Raw genomic sequence first — 213 nt, 5'->3', positions numbered from 1 at the left:
CCCCCCCCCCCCCCCCTCCAAACAAGAAGACGGCACACCAGATGTAGCTCCGTCTCGTGGGCTCGGAGATGTGTATAAGAGACAGGTCGGGGTCCGTGACGCCCGACGCCACGTCGGTCGTCCTCGCCCTGGCCTCGGCGGCCGCGAGCCAGCGCAGGTCGTCACGCAGCGAGCTCCTGTCTCTTATACACATCTGACGCTGCCGACGACGGA

At 66.7% G+C, this 213-nt stretch carries 1 protein-coding gene; it reads right to left on the bottom strand.

The window, feature by feature from the left end; genetic code table 11:
- On the bottom strand, positions 1-193 hold a 193-nt coding region (locus ACR9ZK_RS23515), incomplete at its 3' end, for a hypothetical protein (protein WP_481344324.1).
- Positions 194-213 lie beyond the last annotated feature (20 nt).

The sequence above is a fragment of the Monashia sp. HAY1-5C genome (genome assembly GCF_056755255.1).
The sequence above is the reverse complement of the archived record's forward strand: the minus strand, read 5'-3'. Positions and strand labels throughout refer to the sequence as shown.